Here is a 26,750-nt window from a genome sequence, read left to right on the forward strand (position 1 = left end):
TCGAGAAAAATATAGCACATCTTTTTGGGGAGCGTCAACAAATATTTCCATTTAAAAAAATAAAATTTCATAATACCTTTAGCTGCACCTCCTGTAAGAAAACCCAAACAGAGCTGACGCTTCTGCGCCAACCCTAGCCATAACTACACCATCTGATAAGATTCAACGAATCGTCGTTCCTACCTCGCTCTCACTTAAAAAGGGAATACGAAAAACGGTTACCGCAGAACGGAACCGTTTCGATCTGGATATGATCCCGTGATTCACTGTACTCATCACTCTTGATGTGCTTGCACATTGTACAGTGCTTTCTCAGCCAGTGCAGCCAGAAGATGTGCTCCCAGCGACAGAGCCCGTTCATCCACATCAAAGCCAGGGTGATGCCACTCATGCGGACCAGAGGTGCCCAGGAAGAGGAACAGGCCGGGAACTTCTTTTTGATAAAAAGAGAAGTCCTCACCTGCCGGAGAAGGCAGCGGTCTGATGCTATTCAGCCCAATCTGACTTGCAACTTGCTCCGCCGCAGATGCCAGAGCTTCATCGTTGACCACGGCAGGTGGTCCCTGAATCCAGCGAACCGTAGCCCGTGTGCCATAGGCTGCGGCCACACCGGCGACTACCTGATTGAAACGCTCGCGAATCCGTGCACGCACTTTCTCATCAAAGGTACGCACTGTGCCATCAAGGATCGCTTCATCCGGAATAACGTTCCAGGCTGTGCCGCTGTGGAGCTTGGTGACACTGATTACAGCGCTCTCCTGTGCCCCCACATTGCGGCTCACAATGGCCTGTAGTGCCGTAACAATATGTGCGGCAACCACAATTGGATCAATGCCGGCTTCAGGCACAGCTGCATGGGTGCCTACACCTTCCACTTTGACAACAAAACCGTCTGCTGCTGCCATCAATGCGCCTTTCCGAATGCCCACCGTACCTACCTGGAGATCAGGCTTGTTATGCAATCCGAATACCGCCCGAACATCGGATAATGCGCCGCTCTGGATCACTTGCCGTGCACCCGTTGCTTTCTCCTCCGATGGCTGGAATATCAACCTTACTTTCCCTGGTAGACTGGACTCGCGCTGTTTCAGTAATCGTGCAGCACCAATCAGAATTGCCGTGTGTGCGTCATGTCCGCATGCGTGCATCTTTCCATCTGCCTGGGAGGCAAATTCCAGCTTTGTCTCTTCCTGAATGGGCAGCGCATCAATATCTGCTCTTAGGGCGACAACAGGTCCGTCCCCTTGACCCACTTCAGCGACAAGCCCTGTCCGCAGCACATATTCGTCTGCAATACGGACGCCTTCCTCTTCCAGCCAACTGCGAATGGCAGCTGTCGTCTCCTTTTCCTCGCCGGACAATTCCGGGTTACGATGCAGATGTCGCCGAATGGTGATTAAACGTTCCGCAAATTCTTCCGCCCGTTCACCATGAAGTTCATGCTCGGGGCCCTGTACTTGTTGCTCAGAATGCTGCTTGGGCTGTTCCAGATCACTTTTCATCACATGGCCTCCCATTCGTATATATTCACTGCTATATTAACTGCCTAATTCTATCCGATTGCAGCTTCCTGTTCCTTGGATTCCAGTGCAAACTCACTGAGTCCCTGCTCTGCCAGAATCTCACGCAACAATTCGAATGAACGAATTCGCTTGGTAAAGTCCCGTGTAGCTGTAGTCACAATGAACTCTTCCACAGCAAACTCCTGCTGGAACTTCAGCAGTGCCTGACCTACGCTTTCCTTCGTCCCCCGGGTCACACTTGGCTCCAAAATTTCGATCCGATAGGTTTCGTTTGATTGACGCCCGAATTCTTCCGCCTGTTCCACAGAACCAACCGTCAGCACCTTACCACTCTCCAGATGAATCTTCACCAGCATATGCTCGCTCGCAAGTCCTTCCGCTTCCTCCTCACTCTCGGCCACAATTAACGATATGGCTAGTGCAGCGTAGGGCTCTCGTCCCTGGGAACGATCAAATTGTTCACGATATACACGGATCGCTTCAAGCGCTACCTCTATATTACTGTTAATGAACAGTGAAAAGACATATGGGAGTCCCAGTTCCGCAGCCATACCTGCACTATCGACACTTGCTCCAAGTACGTACAGCTCCGCTGGAATATCCGACACAGGCGAAGCGCTGAGACCTGCAAGTGGATGTGATGGATCTTCAAGCGACTCATTGTGGATGTATCGTTTCACCTGAACAATTTTCTCTTGAAGAGATGCGGCTTCCTGAATACCTTCCTGCAACGCCTGTGTCGAACGTGGTAACCCGCCTGGTGCACGACCGATTCCCAGGTCAACTCTTCCTGGTCCGAGCGCGGCGAGGATATTGAAATTCTCGGCGACTTTGTATGGACTATAATGCTGGAGCATTACTCCGCCAGACCCCAGCCGAATCCGCTTTGTATGCGCAAGCAAGTGGGAAATGAGTACTTCCGGGGAGGAACCTGCAACATGCCCTGAATCATGGTGCTCCGACACCCAGAATCGATGGAATCCAAGTTGCTCTGCACGCTGTGCCAGCTCAATCGTATGGCGAAAAGCATCCACCGCCGTTTCCCCTTCATAGATGGGAGTCTGATCCAAAATGCCAACACGAATACTCATATCCTTCTCCTCCTTGATTGTGCTGAACCGCTGTTCTTGAATCATTATTAAGTTGAACTGGAGATGCTTCTTCAGATTGGTTCTGCACTCTCCGTTTTGGTGTAAAAGTCAGATTCAACGTTAGACGCTTTATAGTTGCCGCAGCAGTTCCCCGAAGGGCTCTGCCAATGGCGAATATTCTTCCTTTAAAGTAACGACGCTGATCTGCAACGATACACCTGCTACCTCATGTACCTGAATGGGGAACAGCTCCTGATTTTGCACTTCCTTCTTCACCGTAAGTCCTGGGAGAAAGGCAATGCCTGCCCCTTGCATAACCAGTTTCTTCGCCGTCTCCGAATTATCAACATGGTATGTAATATTCGGCGGATGTTCCAGCGAGTCGAAAGCCCGGTGAATGCGAAGCCAGTCCAGTGAACCACATTCAAAAAAGACCAGTTGCTCATTCCGGATGGCTTCCATGCTGACATGCCCGCTCTCAATGAATGGATGTCCTTTGTACACATAGAGCTGGATCGGATCTTCATAAAAAGCAACCGTACGGATCGCAGGATGCATGACCTTGCGCACAAAAGCAAGATCGATCTCCTGACCAAGCAGTTTGGCAATCAGCTGATCCGTCGTTGCTGTCGTCAATTTGATATTAATTTCGGGGTAAGCTTCCTTGATCTTGGGTAAAAAATCGGGAATGACATAGTTGGATACCGATACTGTACTACCAAGTCGAAGAGCATCCGGTGTTGATCGCCGTTGCTGAATCTTCTGCTTGCCCTTCTGAATCACTTGCAGCACTTGCTGCGCATATGGCAGGAATTTACGGCCTTCCTCTGTCAGCACAATTTGTTTGCCAAGCCGATCAAACAACTTGCAGCCCAGCTCCCTTTCCAGTGACTGAATGCGAGCTGTGACCGAAGGTTGGGACAAGAAGAGTACTTCGGCAGCCTTATTGAAGCTTCCATAATGATTGATATATACAAATGCTTCAATATTCTCGATATTCATGAGCGCCTCCGTATCCACGTCCGCAGACGTTTGATCTTATATTGATTTATCCAATACACTTACTTGGTTTTATGATATCGTAATCCCATCCTTTTCCAGTGTCAATAACAATTCATCCAGCGAGCGATCCAAACGTGTAGTAACATCCGCCGAGAGTACAAATTTCCCATCATCCAGTCGTTCAATTCCCTGATCCACTGCATACACGCCACCCAAGATATGTCTTCCACCAAGGGCTGCCAGAACAGGTTTCAATGCATAATCAATGGCGAGCAGATGAGCTATAGAGCCACCAATAACGAGCGGAAGTGTCAACTTGCCCCGTAACCCTTCTTGCGGAATCAGATCCAGGAACAGCTTGAGTACTCCCGAGTACGATGCCTTGTATACCGGTGTAGCCACAATAACTGCATCCGCCGCTTCCACGACAGCAAGTGCATCACGAATGAATGAGCTGTCAAACCGGGCTTGCACCAGATCCTCAGCAGGCAGATCCACAACATGAATGACTTCAACGGTGATGCCTGCCTCCGTTAATTTCTGGCTGCTGTAATCCGTCAGACCTGTCAAACGCGAACGTTTGGAAGGTGATCCTGCAATAATGACAACATGTGACATGAATTTCTCCTCCTCAAGCGTAAACGGCTGTCGCCGTCCTCTGGTGGCACAGCTACCGTTTCGCAGTGAAATATAAAAATGGAAAGGGTGAAACTTATAAATTCTTATATTTTGGAATAGCGGTCAAGCCGCTCCTTTTACTTTAGGGTCCAGCCGATCGCGAATATCGTCTCCAATCAGATTAACCGCCAGTACAAACAACGTGATCGCCAGACCCGGGAACGTACATATCCACCAGGCAACCGTCAGATAACCTCTACCTTGCGAGAGCAATGCGCCCCAATCCGGAATTTCCTTCAACACCCCAAGTCCCAGAAAACTGAGTCCGGAGCCCGTCAGGATTGCTGTCCCTACGCCCAGCGTAGCCATGACCAGCAAGGGGGACAACGAATGTGGCAGTACATGTTTCCAAAAAATACGGGTATTGGAACCGCCCAGTGAACGTGTTGCTGTAATGAAAGGGAGACCTTTGACTGATATGACCTGCCCACGCATCACCCGTGCGTAGCCCGGAATGGAGGAAACCGCAACAGCCAGTGCAATGTTCATCAGTCCTGGCCCAAGAGCAGCTGCAACAGACAATGCAAGGAGCACGCCGGGTACAGCCATCAGAATATCGACAGCCCGCATCGTGACGGTATCAACAATTCCTCCGGCATAACCGGAGATAATACCAAGAGCACTACCAACAATACCGCCCACAAGAACGGAAGCAAATCCAATGAGCAACGAATCCCTGCTTCCATGCACAACCACACTGAAGATATCCCTGCCAAAATAGTCCGTCCCGAACAGATGCGCAGCAGAAGGAGCCTGCAGAATGGCATCCGTCATCATCTGAGTTGGATCATAGGGCGCAATCCAGCCCGGTACAATCGCACATGCCACGGTAAACACCACCACCAGCAATGCTGCATAAAAGAATAATCGGGATACCGCGAATGAGACGCGATAACGCCAAGGGCGGCGATTCCACAGATGGATACGTCCTACACTGCCGGCCCATGCTTTTTTGTCACCAACCAAAGGTTTCATGCTCATGATCAACAACTCCTCCTTTCATACTCCGTGTCAGGACACTTCTGACTGTTCTATCCGATATCATGTTCGGACTGCACGCCGAACCCGGGGATCAATGTACGAATACGAGATATCCACCAGCAGGTTCAAGACCACATAGATAATGGATGTAAAGAAAACAACCCCTTGCACCACTGGCAGATCCTTGGCCATTAGCGCATCCGCAATAATTCGGCCGATCCCCTGTCTGGAGAAGACGGTCTCCACCACAACGGTTCCCGCAAGCAGATCACCGATCAGCATGCCGATTACCGTTACTGCAGGAATAAGCGCATTACGCAGTGCATGACCATACATGATGGCACGTTCCGAAAGTCCTTTGGCCCGTAACGCCACGATAAACGGTTCATTGATCACTTCCAGCATGCTGTTCCGCACCATCCGTACGATAAACCCTGCACCCACGAGACCCAGCGTAGATGCCGGAAGAACCAGTGAGCTGAACCCGTCGGAACCCATCGCCGGGAACCAGCCAAGCTGTACCGAGAATAACAGGATGAGTAGTATCCCCGTCCAGAAGGTTGGCATGGAGATGCCAAACAGTCCAACGAGCCTTGCAACGAAATCAATCACGCCATTGCGATGAATCGCAGACAGTACACCAAGTGTAATTCCAATCGTGATGGCAATGATTGAACTGAGTGCGGTCAAAGCCAGTGTGGCTGGGAAATGTTCCAATATTTTGGGCAAAACCGGATCGGAATTGATCATTGATTTACCGAAATCCCCACGCAGCATATCACCAAAATAGTTCGCAAACTGGATATAAAACGGTTGATCCAGTCCAAGCTGGACCCGCAGATTCTCGATCATCTCCGGGGTAGCCGAGGATGGGTCCAGCATGAGCAGAACCGGATCACCCGGCAGAAGATACATGATGCAGTACACCAGCACCGAAGCTCCGAAAATAACCAGAAGCGATGTTGCGAGTCGTGACAGTATCGTTTGAACCATACCGGGATATCTCCTTCCTCAATCTGGATTGGCCGTTCCTATAGTGCGTGTTCAAAAAGACCAGTTTTCAGTACCGAGAAGATGGAATGAAGCTAGAAATGGAGTAGCGGAGCGTAGGAAACTACGTGAGCAACTACAATGTTTCCAAAGGAAACATACTTCGTAAGCCTCCCGCTTATTTCGGCTGAATTTCATATTCGATGCTGATCATGCCATTAGGCATGACTCGTAATCAAAAGTGGACTTTTTGAACAACCTCTGTTAGGGCTGAATGCGGACGTCGTTAAAGAGTGGATACCCCAGTGAATCAAACTTGATGCCTTCGACCTTTTTGGATGCAGCGACGGTATACGGGAATACATAGATCGGCAGAATTACCGCTTGCTCAATCAGGTATTGCTGGATTTGATTGTAGATCTGAACACGTTTATCAGGATCCGTCTCGACCGCTCCCTGCTCTAACAGTTCATCGATCTTTGGATCAGACAAACCGGACAATGTGGGACGCTCGCCCTCTGCACTCGTATGGTAGAAAGCGTACAAGGCATTGGGATCAGAATTGACCTGACTGTTGCCATAGAGATCATAATCCCAGTTCTGATAGATGACTGTTGCGATATCTTTTGTAATCTCGACTTCAACGGCAATGCCAACCTGTTTCAACTGTTGCTGGATAATGGCAGCAATGTCATTGCGTTTCTCCCGATTGGGCGAACCATCGACATAACGCAGGGTCAGTTTCTGGCCGTCTTTGGCACGAATACCGTCAGCGCCTTTCACCCAGCCTTGTTCATCGAGCAGCTGATTGGCTTTGTTGATGTCCGGGTTGATGCTTCCTTCCAGCGATGCATTATAACCCAGGATTCCAGGAGACAGTGCGGACCACGCTCGTTCGTAGTTGCCCAGATACAATGTTTTGACAATCGATTCTACATCTACGGCGGATTGTACTGCCTGCCTTACTTTCACATCATCCCAAGGCGCTTTGCGCAGATTGAAAAAGAGTGTGTACGGCAGTCCAACCGTATTGGCCTGTAACAATTGCTGGTTCGGATCGTTTTTTAATGCAGCGATATTTTGCGGTGGAACCGTCTCGGCAGCGAGTACCTGACTACTCTGTACACTTCCGATACGCGTTGCTTCTTCCGGTACAATCTTGAATGTGATCGTATCCACATGTGGTGCGGCTTTATTTTCAACCGTCTCAGGTCCCCAATTGTAATCCTTGTTTTTGGCAACGACGATATCCGCATTTTCATCCCATTTCACAAAGGTATACGGACCTGTGCCCACCGGATTTTTACCTAGCTGGTCACCATATTTTTGGGCAGCTGTAGGGGATACGATCCCCAGAAGTGCCTGGCTCAAGTTACCGAGAAAGGCTTGCGATGGTGATTCCAGATTTACCTTGATGGTATATTCATCAATGACTTCGGAGGAGCTATACGGTCTAATCAGGGCCAGAGAATTGGCAGCTTTGGTGGCCGGATCAATCACCCGGTCCAGATTGTATTTCACGGCTTCCGCATTAAACGGTGTGCCATCGTGGAATTTCACGCCTTCACGCAGCTTGAACGTATAACTCTTGCCATCCTCGGATACGCTCCATTCCGTGGCGAGCCAAGGTTTGATAGAACCATCAGGCAGCTGCACGACCAGATTGTCGTAGATCGTTCGGATGGCGCGTACCGTTACAGCAAGCCCACTGCGATGAGGGTCCAGTGTATCCGGTGAAGTGGCGAGTGCAAAAGTCAGGTTGCCTCCTTCGGCTTGCCCGGCCTGCCCCCCGCCTGATGCCTGTGCCATACTGTTCGTGCTGCCTCCCGCCGCTCCGCAACCGGATAATACCATCACCAATACTGCTGCCAATGCCATATATTTCATCCATGAGATAGACCTGTTCATATCGCTTCCCCCTCTGTGTATACAGGTGTCATTAAATTGATGTTTATACCAATACTCTATATATCCTATGAGTTAAGTCGGTTTTAAAGTAGTACGAAACGTAGTAATTGATTTCATTACCGGTTGGAGAAAACAGCCAGACAACATCAGATGCTCGTTCGCTCCCTATCCGTTATGCCAAATCAGATACAACTTGCTTCTTCGCAGCCGTATAACGGTTAACCGGAATCTGTACCCCAAGGTTACCTCGCAATGTATCGTGTTCATAGTCCGTACGATACAGACCGCGTTCTTGCAGAATCGGAACAACCAGTTCCACAAAATCAGACAATCCACTCGGCAGTTCCGAAGCAATAATGAAGCCATCCGCTGCTTCCGTCTCGAACCATTCCTGAATCTTGTCAGCAACCTGCTCCGGTGTGCCCAGGAATTTGCTACGCGGTGTTGCTGCCCGCAGAGCCACTTCACGCAAGGTCAATCCCTGCTCTTTGGCATCCTTCTTGATCTTGTCGGTTCCACTGCGGAAACTGTTGCTTCCAATGCCATTCAGCTCCGGGAACGGTTCATCCAGCGGATATTGGGAGAAATCATGGTGTTCGAAGAAACGTCCAAGGTAATCCAGCGCTTTATCAATGGTAACCAGACTTGCGATCTCCTGATATTTCTGTTCAGCTTCCTCTTCCGTCCGTCCAACAATAGGATTGATGCCTGGCAGAATAACAATATCCTGTGAAGAACGTCCATAGGAAGCCGCCCGTGTTTTCACATCCTTATAAAATGCCTGTGCATCTTCAATCGTATCGTGTCCGGTAAAGACAGCATCCGCTTCTTGCGCCGCCAGCGTTTTGCCATCTTCCGATGAACCTGCCTGGAAAATCACCGGCTGTCCTTGCCGTGAACGGGCAATATTGAGCGGACCTTGTACGGAGAAAAACTCTCCTTCATGATTAAGCGTGTGCAGCTTGGATGGATCGAAGAAGACACCGCTCTCTTTGTCTCTCACAAAGGCATCATCTTCCCAAGAGTCCCACAACCCTTTGGTTACCTGTAAATATTCCGCGGCAATGCGATAACGTTCTGGATGCGAAGGGTGACTGCTCTTGCTATAGTTCTTCGCTGTACCTTCCAGCGGAGAAGTCACGACGTTCCAGCCTGCACGGCCATCACTGATCTGATCGAGGGAACCGAACTGTCTGGCTACGGTGAACGGATCACTATAGGATGTCGAGAGGGTGCCTACCAGTCCAATATGTGAAGTAACGGCAGCCAAAGCGGAGAGGATACTGATTGGTTCGAAGCGATTGAGGAAATGCGGAATGGATTTCTCGGTAATATACAGACCGTCTGCGATAAAGACCAGATCGAACTTGCCTTCCTCCGCTTTCAGTGCCTGACGTTTGTAGAATCCAAAGTTAACGCTGGCATCCGACAGAACCTCCGGGTGTCTCCATGTGGTGTTGCTTCCTCCAACCCCATGAATAATGGCTCCAAATTTCAAACTGCGTTTCGCTGTCATATGCACTCCGCCTTCCTTGGATTAGAATCTTCAAAAGAATGATCAAGGGCCAACTGAACTGATTACGTATGCGAAATAACTTAAAAGTTAACTATTCCTATGAGTTTGGTTTGTTTTAATTTCACAAATCTTATCACTGCCCCGTAAAAGGGTCAACAGCGTGACTAATAGATTTTTTCTATATGAACATTGAAGATGTAAATAAGACCATTTACATCCCAAGAGAGCTATAACTTATTGAACGTTCCGGCTGCTGTACAAATGCGATCTTGCATCATGCAGCAACCGGAACGGCTTGCTCCAAAGGTATATATCCACTCCCGTTAGACTGCTGCCGCTTCGTCCGCTCGTGCCAGAAGTTCCGCCAGCTTCTCCAGATCAGGTTCCAGCAAGGCTTCAAACTTGCCGTCCCCTCCCACTTCAATAACGGGTACATGCCGAATGCCATATTTTGCTTCAAGCACATCACGCAGCACGTCATTGCCCTGCACTTCAATGTTCTCAAAAGGCTGGTTTCGCTCTGTCAGAAATGCTTTCACTTCCCCGCAGAAATGACAGCCTGTTTTGCTCCACAGCACGACTTTTTTGGTTGATGATGACATCGACATACCTCCTGATTAGTTTTAAGATCAAGATCTGGGCGATTGAATATGAACGCCCTAGACCTTCAATTCCCATCTGTTAAATAAGAATTATGGCTCTAAATGTACTCCTGTGCCCTTCCTGCGTCAATGGATCTGCTAATAGAATAAACCTATAACCAAATAGAAAGATTAAATTATAAATTTGAAAGATGGCTTATTTTACAGGAATGAATCGTTATTGACCCCTCCTAACCTGGTTAAAAGCTTGTTTTGCTAAATCAGTGTAGAACTCGATCTGATCCGGACTCCGATCTATAGCCCACCTCAGGGTATCAAAAGCTTTCAATAACAACACATGGCTCGCTTGATTCAGTTCGCGCTCTTGCTCTTGTTTACTTGTCCCATATCCTTCTAAAAACGCTTTCAATTCTTCCTTGTCAGGACCCTCTCCCCGTAGCTGGCATTGCATGAGTTGAATGATATCCCCATACGGCGTGACGGTGACCTCCGCATTTCCCCAGTCCAGAAGGGTAATTTCTCCTGTCAAACTTACGATTGTATTCTTCAAAGAGAGATCGCCATGGCATAAACCAAAGCGGAACTTTTGCAATTTCAATTGTTCGAACCATTGCCTTACAAGCTGTGATTCCTCCATCGTAATGACACCAAGCTCAATCAATGGATCTTGCTCCGTGAGACTATTGATATTGTATTGCACATATCCTTGCCAGCTGCCATCTGATCCTGCATGAGGGGGAGAGTAGAAGCGATCCTGTACAGAATTGTGCAGATCCCTTCCGAAACCTGTAACGGGGATGGATTGCAAACATTGAGTATACTCACCAAGTTTCCTCCAGATCATGGACGGGGGCACTGTCGTATCCAATCCGTTATCCCCTTCCACAACCGTTTGAATCATATAGGCATGTTCAGCATTGACCCCAACGGATAATGTCTGTGGCCCAGGAATACCGGCACTTGTTGCTCGTTCGATGCACCATTTTTCTTTCAAAAAGGTGGGATATGTATCTGGATTATTCATCCGTACAATCACTTTATGACTTGCCGTTTCCACCAGGCAGACCTGATTAACAAAACCTTTACCCACGATATGATGTGAGCATGTTACCTTTTCCAGCAAAAAATCACTGGCAATCTGTTCGGCTTGGTTAACTATAGAATTCTTCACCGTGCATCCTCCCTCAATCGCTATACTTTAAGTGGTCTATATAAGTTGAACTAATCATTTATACGATAACGGAGAGGACAGAAAAAACCTGAAAAAGCGAAGCGTTCGCCTTTATCCCCGGATTTTCCCTTAAGAAAAGGGAATCGAAAAAATCTGGGGATAACAGCGATTGGAAGGTTATTCTGTCATCGTAGTGTCAGTATAAATAATCTTTAGTTCAACTTATATAGCTACCAACTCATATGTAATATTCGGATGCGGAATGAATCAGAGCGATTACACAGGGTACCGCTACATTTTCCATTCCGCATCATGCTGCTGATTCGCATAAACAGATCGCCTGACATTACAGATCGGGGTTCAAGAGCTGAGGTGGGGCGATAATGGGCCAGCCTTCTTCCATCGCATTCAGTTGGTCCGCAGACACGCTGATAATATGCCCAGAATGTACACCCCAACGTTCTGCCGCATAGACCGATACAAATCGTCTCCGCTTGTCTCCGCTGATCTGATATCGAATCTCGGGTGCATCCACTGCGGCAATAATACTTCCTTCTGCCCATCCATGGGGAGAACCATGAACCGCTGTCGTATGCACCTGTTGTGATTCCCTCGGCCATCTTTGCACGTCCCCCGCTGATATCAGTGCTTCTCCGGCAGGAATGGCGAGCAGGTCCGGTTTGGCAACCTGAACAGGAGATATTCCACGCGGTACAGGGATGTTCAACTTACGCCGCCGACCGCCAGTTAAAGTATAGACCTCTCCTTTGGCATCGGACAGGAACGAACCTTCCGGGTAGAAGTCATAACTGTGTCTGAACTGTAATGCTGGATCTTGGCTGCCCTGCGTTGAGATTCGCTGACGCGGATCCATTGGGTTTGTGTCACCCTCCTCTTGTTGACCGGATGGGGTACCAGAGGTTTGTTGTCTAGCCAAGCGGGAGGTTTCGGCAACCAGCGCATGGGGATCTCCCCACTTTTGGCTATAAAACTGCTCGTTATCCTTATTCACTACAGCAAAGTCTTGCTCACCCAAGGCTTTCATACTGACACTTCCGAAGTGGTGGATAAAAGCATCCCCGGCTACCGCAAGCTGGTATCCTGCCAGCTTCACCCGAATGATCCAGTCATCATCTTCGAAATTGCCCACCGCGTACCCTTCGTCCAGATAACCTACCCGTTCCAGCAGCTCCCGTGAGAACAGCCAGCAGAATCCGACCAGGCGATCGGTTATTCGATGTTTGTCTGCATCCGGACGATTATGTGTGGCGGCAAAAGGCCACATCTCTTCTACCTCACGGTACGGAACCTGAATCTGCTGATCCCCGCCAATATAGTTGGTCACCGGACCCACTACACCAATCTTCGGATCACTGGCAAGACAAGTCATCATGTTATCCAGCCAGCCTGGAGTAACGAGCGTATCGTTGTTCAACACGATGATATGTCGTCCTCTCGCCATCATCAGCCCATGATTGACACCTCCGGCAAACCCCCGGTTCTTATCCAGGGATGCCACCCTCACCATGCCGCCTTTGCGGAGCATGGCCTCGGCAGTTCCATCCTTGGAGGCATTATCCACAACAATGATTTCGAAAGGGGCAGGGGTATGTTTCTCGATACTGGACACACATTGCAGCACATACTCCCGCTGATTGTACGTGGGGATAATGATGCTAACTCCTTCAAAAACAAGACCAAACGAGCTCTGTCCCTGGCGGACACCTTCGTTGTATCCTCTGGTATACCCCTGTTTGTAGAGCCTGGCGCCTTTGGGTGTGCGCCTGCTTTTGCCTTTACGTCTGGATTTCCGTATTGAGCGACGACCTGCTGCATGCAGGACTGCCATGTCAGATCGCGAGACATCGTGTTGTGTGGCACGGCAGGCCGCTTTTTTTTCGCTGCTTATGCTGCCATTCCTGTTGTTTTCACTGCGGCTGTTGTCACTGTGAGTGCTGATATTTGGAGTGATGTTGTGATGACTGTGACCTTTTCGACGGACAACATTTCGAGCATTAACCTTGTTGTTACGACCATGACGTCCTTCCCCGCGCTGTTGATCGGGTGTGTTCATGTTGCTCCCTCCATTTCCACTTGTCCGTGAGGCCAACACGCACATAACCAGCCCCCGGACGGTCCACTAGAGTTGAAGCTCTCCTGTTACCAGTTTGTCAGCCAAATGTCCAAAATCCAGAGCGACCTTGCCGAGTTCACCTGCAATTCGCCGACACAGAATGACCGCCGGAATTCCCGCCGCCACCAAAGCGATATCAAAAGCATGTTCTGCGGTTTGCTGCATCACCCTCGGAATATCCATGACTCCCGCCACAGAACCAATGATGCCTGTGACATGAATCCCCCGGTTATGCAGCAGTGCCGCAAGCTCTGGTGCCTGGCTGCCTATGAGCAGAACCCGCCGTCCTTGCAGCAAGGGTAACACCAGGCCGGACTGATGCAGACTGTAATTGATCGTGGAACTGGTCAATTTCAGCCGGGACCAGTCAATCCCGAAGTGGCGCAACACCGGGAATAACAGCCCCTGGAAAGTCGGTGCCCGCGAGATCGGCACGCCAACCCAGTCGGCGGCCTGTATGGCTTCCGCAAGCATCGCGCGGATGTCGGGGGTTGAGCAGGGCACCCCTGCATAGGGCAGAAACGGTGCCAGCTCCTGCACTTCCTGGCCTGGCAGCACCGTATCGGCTGCCAGCGTGAGCAGTTCGCCATCTCCGAGGCGAACGACAGACAAGGGGCGCTGCGCATCCAGCGCCGCCGTGATGTGTCCAGCCATCTCATGCGGGCTGGACAGCCGGGCCAGGCTGGGCGCATATTGGCGGAATCCCGCCGCGATCAGATCTGCCGCCGCCACGGCAGGCAGAATGTGATCCGGCGGGATGTGCTGCGCCACCAGCGCCTCCCCGCCGGCGAATACGCCGTCGCGGTAGCCTTCGGCGTAGCCGCCGGGCACGGCCTCCGCCTGCACTGCGTGCTCCGCGGGCGGAGGCGGCAAGCCCTTCGCGCTGCCCGCCTTCGCGCCGGCAGCGCCTCCCCGCCCCGCGGGGGCGACACCCTTCGGGTGTGTCGCCTGGCGCGGGGCGGGGCCAGCACCACTGGCAGGCATCGCCTGTGGCGTGCTGGCTTGCGGTGCTGGCAAGGGCGCACGGCGCATCGCCGTGCGCTGCTTGGCGCGGGCAGCGGCACGCCGGCCCCGCGCGGATGCCGGCCTGCGCCCAGCAGTGGCCTGGCGCAGGCCGGCTTTGCCTTTGCCGGTGCGGCTGGCTCTTGCCGCTCTGCTCGCACTCGCAGAGCCAGCTTTGCCTGCTCTGCCAACAACACTGCCTGTGCTGCTCGCTTTCCTTGCAGCAGCCTTATGCGCTGCGCCTGCAGATGTACCCGCTTTGGTCAGGGTACTACGTTTCCCTGACTTCACACCTCTGACTCCAGCAGACCCTGTACCTGCTGCTGTCGGAGTGCCACTGCCCATAAATACGGCCGGGTGGATGCCCCGGGGCTTACCCGACACGGAGGCCCTAGCGGGCCCGGTGCGTGTCACTACTCTCACGCCATTCCCTCCTTTGGCATGCACGAGGATTGTCGCTGCGCAAAGCGCCGGAGCATCCTTCCAGCTCCGGCGCAGAGTGTTCTGCTCCCATGGGGCACCGCACAGCGGCAGCATCAGTCGCATATATTTTAGGGCAATTGTCCTTTCATACGGACAGCTGCTTCCTGGAGCGATTCAAATGTACCTGCATCACTCCAGTATTTCTGCAAAATGTCGTATTCCAGTCCGCCAGCAGACGCGTAGTGATTATTCACATCCGTAATTTCAAGTTCTCCGCGCGCAGACGGCGCAATGTTGCGAATCAGGTTAAATACATGATCGTCATACATGTATATGCCCGTCACACAATAAGAGGTTTTCGGCTGGCTTGGCTTCTCCTCAATGTACGAGATTCGCTCTGGATGCTTTGGATCAAAAACAGGCACCCCGTAACGTCTTGCATCATCCACCTCTTTGAGCAGAACTCGCGCTGTACCAGCAGCTTGCTGCATGTAACGGTCCACATAAGGCTTCAGATCATCGCTGAAGAGATTATCACCGAGAAGCACTACAAATTTTTCGCCAGGAAGAATAAAGGAAGTCGCCAGATCCAATGCTTCCGCAATCCCGCCTGCCTTTTCCTGAATGCGATAAGTCAACTTCACACCATGATCTGCTCCGCCACCAAGATACTCTGTATATAACCCGGCGGAATGTTTGTTGATCACAATCAATAGTTCATCAATGCCTGCCTGGCGGAGCCTGTCGATGCCATACATAATCATCGGATGTTTACCGACTGGAAGCAGATGTTTGTTAATGAGCCGGGTCAGCGGATACAGTCTAGTTCCTGTTCCGCCGGCAAGAATTACACCTTTCATTCCACGTTCCCTCCTTCATCGGATATGTCCATATATTCAAGCGGATCGACATGCCATTTGTTCATAAAAATCGAACGATTACGCTCAAGCAGCTGTTTCCACGCTACCGGATCTGTCTTCTGGAAGCTGGCACTTCCCTGATGATGCACGAGAACATCTCCACATACCAGCAGGCGATATCCCTGCAATCTTGCTCTATAACAATAATCGTCATCCTCATAGTGTCCCGGAGAATATGCCTCGTCAAGCAGTCCAACCGATTCCACCACATCTCGTTTCATCAGCATGCACAGACCGACGATCCGGCGTACTTCCTTCCACCTTGAAGAATCCACAACATTATTGGAATTGGCCAACTCCTGAAAATGTTCCATATCCCGAAACGCCAGTTCAATCTGCTGGATGCCGCTTGCATAATTCGTAACAGGACCCGTGATCCCAATACTTGCGTCACTGTACAGAGCCGTTCGCAGGTTCTCCAGCCAACGGGGCGTGACCGTAACATCATTGTTCAACAGCAACAGCTCATCCCCGCAAGCTGCACGAAGTCCAGCGTTACACGCTGCCGGAAACCCCCGATTGTCCGGGAACCTTACAAATCGAATTCGCTCCAGCGCACAATATTCAGCCGTTCCATCCGTCGAACCGTTATCTACCACGATAATTTCATATGACGCAGGATCGCCCGAGTATTGACGTATGGCATCGATGCACGGCCTGATCAGATCCAGCCCATTGTAAGTTGGGATAATCATACTCGTCAGTGTCATTAGACGTTCCTCCTGTAAGCCACTTCTACACGGGAGAGTGTATGTGCCTGGGCTGGATTCCAACCTGTACCCAGCAATGTAGCCAGTGCCTCCAGATGATCTCCGATGATCAATCTGGCGACATCATTCCCACTTCCCGTGTTACCAGGACGCAACCGATTGGAACGAATAACATCCACCTGACTTGGTGCCGAGACGTTCATTCCATGCTGAATAGCTAGACTTTGTGCCTTAGGTGGAACGGCCAGTGATGCTGGCTTCACCGTCTGAATCATACGACGAGATAATGCATGAGGCACGGCTGTCATGGAATTGGAACCAAGATCTGCCCTGCCTAATGTTCGGTTCAGATATGCTTTGATCCGGCTTACCTCATCCTGCCCTGCAAACGCAGGAAGCAAAGACGTCAGATTATTCAACGCCACATCCTGTCCCCGATCAACCGCGAACAGAAAGGGTGCAAGCTGTTCAGCCGAGACGACCATATCTCCATCCACAAAAAGTACCGTCTCCGCATCCGTCATCTTGGCTCCAAGTGCCCGGCCCACATCATGTCCTGCCCGATCCGGTTCATAGATTACTGTAAGTCCCGGCTGCCTTAGTACCTGCTTCAAACTGTCATCTGTCGTTCCATTCAGTACCACAATAATATCCGTCAGAGGCAACCGCTTTAGTTGCAATAACACCTGCCCCAGTGTGTGTTCTTCATTACAGGCACAGACAATGGCAGCAGCCGAATGACGAAGAGGTAGTGGTACGATCTGGAATGAATGTCCCGAGGCCTGAGCATAACCCTGCATAAATGCCTTACCTGCTTTCAGGGCTAGCTCGAAATTGCTTAGCTCCGCAACGTTCGCCGCGTGTGCATTCCATACGAGACGTGCATGTTCTTCTGATACTGTGTTGTTCGCCTTTGCCTCGCTTCCTGCAACTTGCCCCGCTTTCCACATCAAGTGCAGATTTACTTGGCCAGACTTTGATCGGCTTTTTCTTTTTTTTTGAATATCTACATGTTTCTTGTTCCTATGACGCTTATTCATTACTGTTCTTCCTGCTGTCGTTTGTCTACTTGTTGTCCGCCTGCGGCGGACAACCCCTGAACGTCCCTTCATTTCCTCACCTCCAGCATGCTGCATCATCCGATGCGACATGCTTACCTCACCAGGATGCGAACACGTTGCAGATCGGTATAACCTCCGCGGGGACCGAGCGTATCCGTAATCCACTTGATCGCTGCCATATGATCATTCAGTACCACTTGACTTAGCGGATCAGGTCCGCTTCGCTTCTTGATTCGTACTGCATTCATTCTACCCACAGGTACGTGATGAACAGCGCGTACCCGAAGTCCGCCGATCACTGCCTTGGCTTGTGCGAGTGGCGGAACTTCAAGTGAGGATATTCCCATGACCTCAAGTCCTTTTCGGCTTATTGCATGTGGAATAGCTGTCATGGATGCCCCCCGGAGATCGGATCTTGCGAGTATGCTGTTCAACATGTGTTTGGCCTCCACTACCGGATGAACGGGATGATGAGTGACCGGCCCATGGTAGTCGTTAAGCGCCACATCCGTTCCCTTCAGCACAGCCTTCACGTAAGGTGCAAGGTGCTCTGCGGGAATTGCGATATCTGCATCAGTAAATAGCAACACCTGACCGCGCGCCTCCGCTGCGCCTACTTTTCGTCCTCCATCATGCCCCAGCGCTTCGGCATACGTGAGCACTCGTGCTCCAGCCCGTTTGGCTGCGTTAGCCGTACCGTCTGTTGAACCATTCACAACGACAAGCACTTCAGCATCACGGCATATCCGCAGCGCTTCACGTACAACTGCACCAATCCTTTTCTCCTCATTCATAGCAGGGATAATGACCGAGAGCATCGGTCGCTGAGAAACATCCCTGTGTGAAGGAGCATCACTCATGCCATTTTCCGCTCCATTCTCTACTCCATCCTTAGCCTGTGACATCAGCTGTTTAGATGAAATAACGAACGTATAGGCCTTTGTACCCTTTTTGTGTCCAGACTTCCATCTTCGTTTCTTCAGCACTGTTTTTCTTCGTGTCACATTGGATCGGGTTGCATAACGTGCTGTGGTACGGGTTTTGCGCAACAGTTTCACCTCCCGCATTCGATCATCGGCATGCCAAGGGAGTACACGTTATTCTATGTATTCGTGGAGCAGTGGAAACGGCGTTTGTCCTTGCACGAAGCAGGTTCTCCCTGTGAACACGAGGGTACGGGCCTTGCTTTTAGACAAAATACGTCAAATTATGTGAAAAACGCTACCTCTCCCCTACTTCAGACACAATTTTAACAAAATTCTAAATTTGTATCTTTTCCAAAGTTTTACATTGTGATAATATACGTTCCAAGCAGTTTTGTTTACAAAAATAACCTTGTTGTGAACACAGGTTCCCCTATATTTTTTTAATCAATTTATTGACCTTAGGTTGATTAGATTATGACCTCATTCACAGAACCTGTTAAGCAGATACATTTTACTCTTGAGAGGAGTGATGCCGTTCAGAACACACTGCTTTTGTCATTTACGCAAACCCGGATTGAACACCCCAGTTTTCCGTGAACGTATCTTCTACCTGCGCAATTGGACAACCCCCGGCTTTCTGAAAGAGGAACACAATAGACGATTAAACCTTCGGGTTGAACTGAATAAACGGTTATCCTTTTTGTTTGGTGTCGTGCTTAACACTTCCCGAGCTAAAGGCCAAGCCGATTTTGTTCCAATCGTTTCTTGTCTCATTCCACGCTTCAGGTTCAGCCCCACGCTCCGCGCTGCCCAAGTTGCAGACGGAATTCCAACCGAGATTGGCATGATAATTTCCAACAAAAAAATAATTTAAGAATGGGAGAGTTTACTATGAAATTCGCCAAAGTTATGCCAACAATTCTTGGAGGAGCTCTTTTGCTCGCTTCCGTATCCTCTGCTACTGCAGCTCCAGTGTCTGATCAATCCATTCCACTTCAGGCCCCTTATGCCTCTGAGGAGGGTATTCCATTGAACAGTGGAACAGATGACACCATCTTTAATTATCTTGGACAGCAGGAACAATTCCTGAATTCCGATGTGAAATCCCAGCTCAAAATTGTCAAAAGAAACACAGATACATCTGGCGTAAGACACTTCCGCCTGAAACAGTATATTAAAGGTATCCCGGTTTATGGTGCAGAACAGACGGTCCACCTGGACAAAACCGGAGCCGTGAGCTCCGCACTTGGCGATCTTCCACCGATTGAAGAGCAGGCCATTCCGAATGATGGTGTAGCCGAGATCAGCGGAGAAGACGCGATCCGGATTGCAACCGAAGAAGCAACCTCCCGGATTGGAGAGCTTGGTGCCGCGGAAATCACACCTCAAGCTGAATTGAACATCTATCATCATGAAGAAGATGGTCAGACGTATCTGGTTTACATTACGGAAGTAAACGTACTGGAACCTGCCCCTCTACGGACCAAATATTTCATTAACGCAGTGGATGGCAGTATCGTATCCCAGTTTGACCTCATTAACTTTGCCACCGGAACAGGTACAGGTGTACTTGGAGATACCAAAACCCTGACAACCACCCAATCCGGCAGCACCTTCCAACTGAAAGACACCACTCGCGGCAATGGCATCCAAACGTACACGGCGAACAATGGCTCCTCACTGCCTGGTAGCTTGCTCACGGATTCGGATAATGTATGGACCGATCGTGCAGGTGTAGATGCTCACGCTCATGCGGCTGCTACGTATGATTTCTACAAAAACAAATTCAACCGTAACGGTATTAATGGTAACGGATTGTTGATCAGATCAACCGTGCACTACGGCTCCAATTACAATAACGCCTTCTGGAACGGGGCACAGATTGTCTTTGGTGACGGAGATGGAACGACTTTCCGATCCCTTTCTGGTGATCTGGATGTTGTGGGTCATGAATTGACGCATGGTGTTATTGAATATACAGCCAATCTGGAATATCGCAATGAACCAGGTGCACTCAATGAAGCCTTTGCCGATATTTTCGGTAATACGATCCAAAGCAAAAACTGGCTGCTTGGTGATGATATCTACACACCTAACGTTCCAGGAGATGCGCTGCGCTCCCTCTCCAACCCTACATTGTATGGTCAACCTGACAAATACAGCGATCGCTACACAGGCTCACAGGACAACGGCGGTGTCCATATCAACAGTGGTATCATCAATAAAGCCTATTTCCTTGCTGCTCAAGGCGGAACACATAATGGTGTGACTGTTACCGGAATCGGTCGGGATAAAGCGATCCAGATTTTCTACAGCACACTGGTGAACTACCTGACACCAACGTCCAAATTTGCCGCTGCCAAAACAGCTACCATTCAAGCAGCCAAAGATCTGTACGGAGCAACTTCCGCTGAAGCTACTGCTATTACCAAAGCGTATCAAGCTGTAGGCCTGTAAAATCTTATTTTATTGTAGTTGAACTTATAATGTACTTATCATAATGGTAACAAAACGTTCAGACACCCCTCACCGTCCGAACGGATCAAGCTGATATCAATCAAAAGCGGTGTCCCGGACAACTCTGGACACCGCTTTTGTCATTTGTGTATTACGGATACAATCCTGCACTATCCTTGCGAAGGTCCCGCAGCAATCCATGACAACAACCCGTACGTATGCTTGCAATCTGCCGTACGTGACACTTCAAGTACCGCTTCATCCTCACTCTGCGAGAGCAGGGAAATCTGGAATCCCCGATCATTACTCATGCCCACAATCACATAATGTTCTGAAGCAAATGATTCTTCAAAAACAACAGTTACCTCTGTGCATACTTCACTCTCTGGCAGTACAAAAGCTTCCATCCCGAATTGTTGTACAACCGGTTGTTTGCTTACGCTGCGAACGGGTTGGAAGGCCAGATGTTTGGCTTGAACTGCCCCCAATTGCAACTGGCTGCTGCCCACGGCATCATCACACAGGTGCTCCTGTTTAATGGATTGTTCACTTAACATAAACTCCGTAGTTCCAGCGATCTCCTGTGACTGTTCAAGCTGTGGTTGCTGAGCCTGATCTTCCTGATCTGCCTGCACTGCCTGCTCAGTTGTGAACAAAGCTTCCGGTAGTTCGCCAAGCTGATCTGTTTGGGATACCAGCTCTTGTTGTTGCTCCAGACCAGCACTCGGTATTGCCTCGACGATTACCTGCTGTGATTGCTGTACACCTTCATTTTCTGGTTGAAGCAATCCCTCTTGTCTTTTGATAGCTGCCAGTTGCTCCAGCGTTTCTCCACTGAACTGACGGATCGCATTCCATATCTCTTCGCTCAGATGCGCTGGACCTACAATCCCCGCATTCAAATGATTAGAGGTAATACTCTGCTCACTCAGTTTGCTGCCGTTCACGCTGCCATCGGCCAATTTGGCACTTGTGACGGAACCATTTTGCAGATGAACCCCGCTTACTGCTTCCTCTTCCAGATGAGTTGTGCGAATACTGCGTTCTTGAATATGATCAGCAAGAATGGTTCCATCCTGGATATGACGAGTTTGCACACTTTTGTCTGCTATGTGGATAGCCGATACCGCACCTTCAAGCAATTTATTACCGTTTACACTGCCGTCAGCCATTTTGGCACTTGTTATGGAACCATTGTGCAGGTGAATCGCACTTACCGATTCCGCTTTGAGGTGGGAGATCCCAATGCTTCGCTCTTGAATATGGTCAGCATGTATGGCTTTCTCTTGGATATGACGGGATTGTACACTTCCATTGGCAATATGGACATCCGACACCGCATCTTCAAGCAGTTTGTCGCTGCTCACACTGCCATCCGCCAGTTTGGCACTCGTTACAGATTCATTTTGCAGATGAACTGCACTTATTGCTTCCTCCTCCAGATGAGACGCACCAATGCTATGCTCCTGAATATGATCAGCAAGGATCGCTCCCGCCTGGATATGGCGAGTTTGCACACTTTCCGATGCGATATGGCTCCCCAATACAGTATCTTCGAGCAATTTGCTGCCGCTAATGCTACTGTCAGCCAATTTGGCACTTGTGACGGACCCATTTTGCAGATGAACCGCACTTACGGCTTCCTCTTCCAGATGGGCTGTGCCTATGCTTCGCTCCTGTATATGACCAGCATGAATAGCTCCTGCCTGAATATGCCCGGTTTGCACACTTTCCGATGCGATATGAATTCCGGATACCGTACCTTCGAGTAACTTGCTGCCAGTTATACTGCCATCCGCCAGTTTGGCACTCGTTACAGATCCATTTTGCAAATGAATGGCACTTACAGACTCCTCTTCCAAATGTGCTGTGCCGATGCTCCGCTCTTGAATATGATCAGCATGAATGGCTCCTGCCTGAATCTTACTGGATTGCACACTATCGTCTGCAATGTGGATATCCGATACGGCTCCTTCAAGCAACTTGCTGCCGGTTACACTGCCGTCGGCCAACTTGGTACTTGTTACAGATCCATTTTGCAGATGAATGGCACTTACTGCTTCCTGTTCCAAGTGAAGCATGCCGATGCTGTGCTCCTGAATATGGTCACCAAGGATTACTCCTGCCTGGATATGGCGGGATTGCACACTTTCAGACGCGATATGGATTCCTGACACCGCATCTTCAATCAACTTGCTGCCGGTTACACTGCCGTCGGCCAGTTTGGTACTGATGACAGACCCATTTTGCAGGTGAATCGCACTTACTGCTTCCTCCTCCAGATGGGTTGTGCCGATGCTCCGCTCCTGAATATGGTCAGCATGAATAGCCCCAGCCTGGATATGCCCGGGTTGCACACTTTCGGACGCAATATGAACCCCCGATACGGTTCCTTCAAGCAATTTGCTGCCGTTGATACTGCCATCCGCCAGTTTGGCACTAGTTACAGATCCATTTTGCAAATGAACCGCACTTACAGACTCCTCATCCAGATGAACTGAGCCAATACTGCACTCTTGAATATGATCAGCAAGAATTGCTCCTTCTTGGATATGACGGGTTTGCACACTTTCATTGGCAATGTGAGTAGCCGATACGCTTCCTGCAGCTAATTTGCTGCCATCCACACTACCAGTCGCTAGTTTGGAGCGTGTCACAGATTCATCCTGCAAAATAATCGTACTTACCGCTTCTTCTTCCAGATGAGACGTTCCGATGCTGCGTTCATGAATATGATGAGGAAGAATTTCACCATCTTGAATATGACGGGAATGCACAGCTCCTTGCTGCAGGTGAACAGCACTTGTCGACTCTGCCTGAAGATGCAAACCACTGATCAAACCTGGCTGAAGGTGAGCCGCTGTAATGGATAAAGGAGCCAGATGGTCTGTTTCGACAGATCCGGGTGCCAAGTGATGCGATGTGACCACCTGTTCAGCAATATGCTCCTCATGAATGATGTCTGGCTTCAGATGCTGTGAGCTCACTACTTGAGTCCCCAAATGGTCAGATTTCACGCTGCCGTCTGCCAGATGGACGGATTGTACAACGGATGGTTGCAAGTGCTCGCTACCTACAGCAGCCTGTTGCAGTTCTGTTCCGGATACCGAGTCTGCTGTCAAATGGTCCGCACTTATGGAGCCATGCTGAAGTTTGTTACCGGTAATACTGCCATCAGCAAATAATTCCGGCGAGCGTATTTCTTCCGACAAATGTTCCAGTGAAACGGCATGCTGCTTCAGGTGATATCCGCGAATGGTTCCTGCTGGAATATGTTTGGCGTTAATACTCTCTGCCATAATCTTGGACGAAGTCACGCTGCCGTCTGCCAGTTTAGCTGATGTGACAGCAAAATCCGCCAGTTTATCTGTTGCAACACTCTCTGGTGAAAGCTTGGGGGAGGTAACCGCATGATCTGTTAGATGAGGCGGAAAAATGGACCCGCCAGCCAGCTGGGCTGAAGTTACACTATCAATAGCCAATTTGTCTGTTGTGACCGCGGCCCGTGCAATCGCATCCGTTTCAACACTACCCGGCTGAAGATGAGGTACACCTACGGCATGTTCTGTCAGATGTTCCGATTTCACTGCATAAGGTCTCAGGGCCTCGGAACCCACGCTGCCTGGAGCCAGATGTGTCCCTGTGACTCCACCACTCGCAAGATGCGAGGATATAACACTTCCCGGGGCAAGCGCTCTGCTACTCACCGATGCCGTTCCAAGCTTTTCTGTTGTCACACTTCCATCTGCAAGTTTAACGTCTGTAACGGCACCATCCTGCAATTCATACGTACCCACGGCCGACTCTGCAAGATGCCGCTCACACACCACGTCGTCTGCAAGAGCGTCTCCGGACACACTTCCGGCAGATAGGTGAGCTGCCTCGATGCTTCCACTTGCAATGTGAATAGAGTGAATTGCGGAATTGTCCACATGTACCGGCGTAATTCCCCGATTTGCAATGTGTTCCGCACGAATGGACCCTTTGGCAAGATGTTTACCCTGTACGGCTTCATCCGCAATTTTGGAAGAAATGACGCTCTGATCAGAGATCTTGGATGCCGTAATGGACTGTTCCAGCAATTTTGCTGTTCCAACAGACTGGTCTGCCAGTTTGCTACTGGTTACTGCACCTTCTGTCAAATGCTCACTGCCCACTTCTCCATTACCAATCTGCTCCTTGCCAACGGAATGAGCTCGAATCTGACTTGATCCGATTGAACCGTCCAGCAGATGTCTTCCAGTTAGTGAACCCTCAGCTAAATGTCTTGTTTGTATGGATCCATCCTCTATCTGGTCACTTCCAATACTGCCATTTAATAGTTGTGAACGACCGACAGACCCTTCTGCCAGATGTGTCTGTTTAACAGCACCTGCCTGAATATGGTGAGACTCGATGGAGTGTTCTTCGATTTTGCTGCCTGTGACAGCAGCTTCCCGAATTTTGGATGTAGTCACTGCATCGTCAGCCAGTTTGGAGGTATTCACAGCTCCCCCCGTGAGATGTCTTGTATCCACCCCGCTAATCGCGATCTTGTCTCCAGTTACGGCATGATTCTTGATTAATTCTTCCGTTACCAGCATGCGGCTGAGATGTCTTGTGCTGATGGAGCCGTCGGCAATTTTGGCCGAATCGATGGCCTGGTTGCCAAGCTTCTGAGAAGTAATACTGCCATCTCTGATTTTCTCACCGGCAATAGAAGCATTTCGTATTTTGTGACCAGACACAGAACCGTCAATCAGGTGCTCCTCAGATACAGACGCTTCCGCAAGTTTCGCTGAAACAATGGCCCCGTCGGCAATGTGTATGCTGGTCACCGCATAATCCTGCAATGCTTCACTGCCGACCGCATCCGGTTTCAGCTTGGAGGCATCTACAGAGAAAGGAGCCAATTTGCTCTCCGTAACAGCAAATTCACTCAAGTCGTCCGTGTAGATGTAATGTCCGGTATGACCCGGCATCTGGTTCTGGTTCAGGATCTGCAGCCGGTCCTTGTTTGTTGTTTCTTGCTTGATGATACCCACCTCTTCTTCCAGAACAAGCGGAGCCACACTGCTAACCTGAATCTGCTTATCCGAGCTATCTTCTGTCTCGATTTCCTTGCTATCAGACTCTACGGGTTCCAGCTTGATTTCGGCTTCGATCTCCAACTCTTCCAGCTCATTTGTTGAAGAAGGTAGCTCCATTGAGTCGAATAGGAATTCTTCCGACTCCTGAACAGCCCTTGAATCCCTTTTATTCGTATTCAAACGTTCTTCCCTATTCACAGTGAAACCTGAGTTCATCTTGTCTGCCCGGCGATCAGTCAGTTCCAATTCTTTGTATTTCGGGCTCACATGCCGCAGTTTCGGCGTCGGAACCTTCTTTTTGCCATTTTTACTCATGCAGCTTGCTCCTTCCTCTAACGTTCGTCTCCGGCATCATATGCTTCCATCTGGGCATCTGCCACTTCATTTATGACTTTTGCGGATTCCAGAGCACGAATGTACGGGCGTCAAGACAGGAAGTTTCGATGATCTTCGTGGAAATAGGCGTGTCAGGGCAGCAGAGGAAAGGCGGCTGTCCACGCCCCCGTCCCAGTCATGTCATAGGATATTATATCTAGGTCGTGTCTGAAAATTCGCTGAAGTGCATCTTTCAACGTCTTTTCGCCCC

18 protein-coding genes are annotated in these 26,750 nt (G+C 49.9%); 1 reads left to right on the forward strand and 17 read right to left on the reverse strand.

Going from position 1 to position 26,750, the window contains the following annotated elements:
• Nucleotides 1-275: 275 nt before the first annotated feature.
• The 16 genes from V6668_RS24350 to V6668_RS24425 form a co-directional block, all read right to left on the reverse strand.
• Nucleotides 276-1,502 carry an amidohydrolase gene (locus V6668_RS24350; RefSeq protein ID WP_338706951.1) on the reverse strand — a complete coding sequence of 409 codons (1,227 nt, stop codon included), beginning with the start codon at nt 1,500-1,502 and terminating at the stop codon, nt 276-278.
• Between the two features lie 50 nt (nt 1,503-1,552).
• The gene (locus V6668_RS24355) at nt 1,553-2,614 is read right to left on the reverse strand and encodes an LLM class flavin-dependent oxidoreductase (protein ID WP_036605819.1); all 1,062 of its coding nucleotides are present in this window, start codon (nt 2,612-2,614) and stop codon (nt 1,553-1,555) included.
• A 129-nt stretch (nt 2,615-2,743) separates the two neighbouring features.
• Nucleotides 2,744-3,616 carry a LysR family transcriptional regulator gene (locus tag V6668_RS24360; protein ID WP_017692495.1) on the reverse strand — a complete coding sequence of 291 codons (873 nt, stop codon included), beginning with the start codon at nt 3,614-3,616 and terminating at the stop codon, nt 2,744-2,746.
• A gap of 69 nt (nt 3,617-3,685) precedes the next feature.
• Nucleotides 3,686-4,234, reverse strand: a complete 549-nt coding sequence (gene ssuE / locus V6668_RS24365) for an NADPH-dependent FMN reductase (protein ID WP_076253263.1) — start codon at nt 4,232-4,234, stop codon at nt 3,686-3,688.
• Between the two features lie 123 nt (nt 4,235-4,357).
• A complete protein-coding gene (locus V6668_RS24370; RefSeq protein ID WP_338706953.1) occupies nt 4,358-5,275 on the reverse strand; it encodes an ABC transporter permease in 918 nt (305 codons plus the stop codon).
• A gap of 60 nt (nt 5,276-5,335) precedes the next feature.
• Entirely contained in the window at nt 5,336-6,268 is a 933-nt protein-coding gene (locus V6668_RS24375; protein ID WP_338706954.1) for an ABC transporter permease, read from the reverse strand.
• 261 nt (nt 6,269-6,529) lie between these two features.
• The gene (locus V6668_RS24380) at nt 6,530-8,173 is read right to left on the reverse strand and encodes an ABC transporter substrate-binding protein (protein WP_338706955.1); all 1,644 of its coding nucleotides are present in this window, start codon (nt 8,171-8,173) and stop codon (nt 6,530-6,532) included.
• 172 nt (nt 8,174-8,345) lie between these two features.
• The gene (locus V6668_RS24385; protein ID WP_047841256.1) at nt 8,346-9,689 is read right to left on the reverse strand and encodes an LLM class flavin-dependent oxidoreductase; all 1,344 of its coding nucleotides are present in this window, start codon (nt 9,687-9,689) and stop codon (nt 8,346-8,348) included.
• 323 nt (nt 9,690-10,012) lie between these two features.
• Nucleotides 10,013-10,291, reverse strand: coding sequence for a glutaredoxin family protein (locus V6668_RS24390; protein ID WP_036605813.1), 279 nt, complete (start codon nt 10,289-10,291; stop codon nt 10,013-10,015).
• A 217-nt stretch (nt 10,292-10,508) separates the two neighbouring features.
• Complete coding sequence (locus V6668_RS24395) at nt 10,509-11,462, reverse strand: aminoglycoside phosphotransferase family protein (RefSeq protein ID WP_076319777.1); 954 nt, start codon at nt 11,460-11,462, stop codon at nt 10,509-10,511.
• A 346-nt stretch (nt 11,463-11,808) separates the two neighbouring features.
• A complete protein-coding gene (locus tag V6668_RS24400) occupies nt 11,809-13,536 on the reverse strand; it encodes a glycosyltransferase family 2 protein (RefSeq protein ID WP_179088699.1) in 1,728 nt (575 codons plus the stop codon).
• A gap of 66 nt (nt 13,537-13,602) precedes the next feature.
• Nucleotides 13,603-14,442 (reverse strand): GT-D fold domain-containing glycosyltransferase, encoded by an 840-nt coding sequence (locus tag V6668_RS24405; RefSeq protein WP_036673573.1) that lies wholly within the window; start codon nt 14,440-14,442, stop codon nt 13,603-13,605.
• Between the two features lie 707 nt (nt 14,443-15,149).
• Entirely contained in the window at nt 15,150-15,881 is a 732-nt protein-coding gene (locus V6668_RS24410; protein ID WP_076319778.1) for a sugar phosphate nucleotidyltransferase, read from the reverse strand.
• Nucleotides 15,878-16,651, reverse strand: coding sequence for a glycosyltransferase family 2 protein (locus V6668_RS24415; protein WP_076319779.1), 774 nt, complete (start codon nt 16,649-16,651; stop codon nt 15,878-15,880). Before V6668_RS24415 ends, V6668_RS24410 begins: the two co-directional genes overlap by 4 nt.
• A complete protein-coding gene (locus tag V6668_RS24420; RefSeq protein ID WP_179088700.1) occupies nt 16,651-17,763 on the reverse strand; it encodes a glycosyltransferase family A protein in 1,113 nt (370 codons plus the stop codon). Before V6668_RS24420 ends, V6668_RS24415 begins: the two co-directional genes overlap by 1 nt.
• 41 nt (nt 17,764-17,804) lie before the next feature.
• Nucleotides 17,805-18,761, reverse strand: coding sequence for a glycosyltransferase family 2 protein (locus V6668_RS24425; protein WP_083669922.1), 957 nt, complete (start codon nt 18,759-18,761; stop codon nt 17,805-17,807).
• Between the two features lie 768 nt (nt 18,762-19,529).
• Between V6668_RS24425 and V6668_RS24430 the strand changes: the two genes are divergently transcribed.
• On the forward strand, nt 19,530-21,095 hold the full coding sequence (locus V6668_RS24430) for a M4 family metallopeptidase (RefSeq protein ID WP_076319780.1): 1,566 nt from the start codon (nt 19,530-19,532) through the stop codon (nt 21,093-21,095).
• 170 nt (nt 21,096-21,265) lie between these two features.
• Here V6668_RS24430 and V6668_RS24435 read toward each other — a convergent pair whose 3' ends face one another.
• Nucleotides 21,266-26,479 (reverse strand): WIAG-tail domain, encoded by a 5,214-nt coding sequence (locus V6668_RS24435; protein WP_338706960.1) that lies wholly within the window; start codon nt 26,477-26,479, stop codon nt 21,266-21,268.
• Between the last annotated feature and the right edge of the window lie 271 nt (nt 26,480-26,750).

The sequence above is a fragment of the Paenibacillus amylolyticus genome (assembly GCF_036894225.1).
In the GTDB taxonomy this organism is placed as follows: Bacteria; Bacillota; Bacilli; order Paenibacillales; family Paenibacillaceae; genus Paenibacillus; species Paenibacillus amylolyticus.